This is a genomic window from Nitrospinota bacterium (assembly GCA_035528715.1).
Lineage (GTDB): Bacteria > JADFOP01 > JADFOP01 > DATKYB01 > DATKYB01 > DATKYB01.
The window spans coordinates 1-2,634 of sequence record DATKYB010000143.1 but is presented as its reverse complement, the minus strand read 5'-3'; the positions used below and the strand labels follow the sequence as shown (position 1 = coordinate 2,634).

Sequence of the window (2,634 nt, the reverse complement as noted above, 5' to 3'; positions counted from 1 at the left end):
CAGGATTAATGCAGCTGCCAGAGAGAATGGGCTCTCCTACAGCAAACTTATCATGGGAATGAAAAAGGCAGATATTGCATTAGACAGAAAGATCCTGGCAGACATGGCAGTCAGTGATCCTCAAGGCTTCTCAGAGATAGCAACTATCATATCTCTGACTTTAACAACCACTCCCAAGCCGGAATGATGTTCAATGTATATTTTCCAATTTGTTCCACTCGTTTTTCATAATTGGATAATATTGTCCCATTATTAAGCCCCAACTTTTGCAATCCTATAAGGATTGCCTTCTTCTCCCGACTGAAGGTTCCGATATCATTCACATCATAACATACCTGAATCAACTTCCATTTCACTTTATTTTTTTAAACCTTGAATTCAGGAAAAACAAAAAATATCATTTTTGTTTTATATAGAAAACAAAGTATTTTTTCAGGTAAAAAATAAGCATTCCCCACTATCTGATGCGCAGCCTAACACTAAGAGCACTTTTTCTTTCAATTTTTAGTAAAATCTGGTGATATTACCTCACACATATCTTGTTGGATTGAACACCCGTTATCTCCATTTATCCATCTCTTATAAGGAGCTAAACTCTCTTATCTAAACATATTAGGTTATAAGTAAAAAAAACCGAACACGATTTTGTATCATAATACGATGAAAAAAAGAAATATGAAGACACAGGAGATCACATCATGCGCATGGGCCGCTACAGCTCTTTGATCGCCGAAAAAATTGGGTTATCGGCGAATGAGGTTCAAAATATCTTATATGCGTCTCCCATGCACGATGTGGGAAAAATCGAGATTCCAGATAGCATACTGATGAAGCCGGGCAAATTAACCGATGAAGAGTTCGAAATCATGAAGACTCACTCAACTATAGGGGCGAATCTCTTGGCGTATTCAAAGTCGGAAATACTCCAGGTTGCAGAGGAGATCGCCGTTTCCCACCACGAGAAATGGAACGGCAAAGGGTACCCGCAAGGGCTCGCTGGTGAGAATATCCCTCTAGTGGGAAGAATCGTAGGCCTCGCAGATGTCTTTGACGCCCTTACCTCAAAAGCCCCTACAAGGATCCTTTTTCAGTGGAGAAGGCCATAGATATCATCAAGCAAGAGCGCGGAGAGCATTTTGATCCCCATATGGTAGACGTGTTTCTAGAGAATATCGATGAGATCTTACAGATCAAAGAGGAAGTAAGCTCAGTTGAAGGTATGCTTTGCTACCCTATGCCTAATGTAGGAAAGATCGGTCGGAGGGGAAGTTGAGATAGGAGGAGTATTGTAAGGAGTTTCGAATCAATGAATTCCACGGCGGAGAAAAGGACCTTCCAGCGCTTTCCCATTGAATTAGAGATGGAAGTAGTAGCCGAAGAAAGTGAGTAAATGGGGACATCGTGCAGAAATTGTTTAAAATTTTGAAATTTAAAAGTTGATGTTGGTCTGAATTTGCAGCCTAAAGCTTTCCTTCTTTATACAACCACCCCTCTCACCAAATGATTCAAGCCAAACCTCAATCTATTGACAATCGACCTGAAAACTGATTTTAGTAACCAAGATACCAAAAAATTCTGTAAAATAATATTGGTCTATGCAGAGGTTTTTCTGTATAGTAATTGGTCACAGGCTTTTGATAAAATCGAGGCTGAAGTCAGAATATTGAGAAATAGGTTATGATTCCAGAATTTCAGAAGGATGGCAATCTACCGAAGGGATTATATGAGGTAACCTTGCATGAAGTAAGGGAAGTTTTTGGTACCGGCTCTGCTAAGCGGAAATTATTGATTGGGAATTTAGAGAATATAATCGAGCTTGCAAAATCAACAGGTAAACTAGAACGAGTGATTATTTGGGGAAGCTTTATCTCGAACAAAGAATTTCCCCAGGATATAGACTTGCTCTTAATAATGAGGGGTGATTTTGATGTGGATGCGAATCCTCCCCAAGTGAAGGGGGTGTTTGATTATGTACAGGGTCGGATTGCATTTAATGCAGACATATTCTGGACCAAGTCATCAATTGGCGAGGAAGCTATTGATTTATGGCTTGAGACTTATCAAATGACGCGTGATTTTGAATCACGTGGTATTGTGGAGGTAACAATCAATGATAAAGAATGACGAACAGTTAGAAAAGGCCAAAGAAGCTGTAAGGAATTTAGAGATCATTTTAGAAAAAGCGAGAAAAGTTCACAGCCCTTCAGAATACAAGGCTATGTCAGAGCCAATTTTGCTTGAGATACAGCAGAGAGATAATGAGATAATTCGGTATTTGAGTTTGACAGAAAGCGAAGTCGCTGCCTTATAAATAATGGCCTCGGTGAGTAGTAATAAAGGGGACAATAAAGGGTAAAGGGGTTACCCATTAAAGGGCAGGTCAAGGAAAAACCACCTCTCCTCACAAAAAAGTCACCCTTTTTTGCTTTGGCCATAACGCCCGCATCAGCACGGCCTCGTTTTGGTAAAGGTAAAGGGTCTTTTTTTGACAATTGTTAGCTAGTGCCCATCCATAAATGGGCTAATTTTTGGATTTGAGGATTGCAAAACTACCTCTACCATTACCCTGTCCCTTAAAACAAGGAGCTTAAAGCAACCAAACTCCCAGTTTTGGCACGAAACACGTAAATTTCG

At 40.0% G+C, this 2,634-nt stretch carries 5 protein-coding genes; all 5 read left to right on the top strand.

Annotated elements, in window-relative coordinates; genetic code table 11:
• On the top strand, nt 1-187 hold a 187-nt coding region (locus VMW81_10050), incomplete at its 5' end, for a 50S ribosomal protein L20 (protein ID HUU51281.1).
• A 511-nt stretch (nt 188-698) separates the two neighbouring features.
• A complete protein-coding gene (locus VMW81_10045; GenBank protein ID HUU51280.1) occupies nt 699-1,106 on the top strand; it encodes an HD domain-containing phosphohydrolase in 408 nt (135 codons plus the stop codon).
• A complete protein-coding gene (locus VMW81_10040) occupies nt 1,091-1,273 on the top strand; it encodes a hypothetical protein (GenBank protein HUU51279.1) in 183 nt (60 codons plus the stop codon). Before VMW81_10045 ends, VMW81_10040 begins: the two co-directional genes overlap by 16 nt.
• Nucleotides 1,274-1,677: 404 nt before the next feature.
• Nucleotides 1,678-2,124, top strand: coding sequence for a hypothetical protein (locus VMW81_10035; GenBank protein ID HUU51278.1), 447 nt, complete (start codon nt 1,678-1,680; stop codon nt 2,122-2,124).
• Nucleotides 2,111-2,311, top strand: coding sequence for a hypothetical protein (locus VMW81_10030; protein ID HUU51277.1), 201 nt, complete (start codon nt 2,111-2,113; stop codon nt 2,309-2,311). Before VMW81_10035 ends, VMW81_10030 begins: the two co-directional genes overlap by 14 nt.
• Nucleotides 2,312-2,634: the final 323 nt, after the last annotated feature.

Excerpts from the sequence above, each read along its gene's own strand:
- VMW81_10035 (HUU51278.1), top strand. The coding sequence starts at position 1,678 with ATGATTCCAGAATTTCAGAAGGATGGCAATCTACCGAAGGGATTATAT.
- VMW81_10045 (HUU51280.1), top strand. The coding sequence starts at position 699 with ATGCGCATGGGCCGCTACAGCTCTTTGATCGCCGAAAAAATTGGGTTA.
- VMW81_10030 (HUU51277.1), top strand. The coding sequence starts at position 2,111 with ATGATAAAGAATGACGAACAGTTAGAAAAGGCCAAAGAAGCTGTAAGG.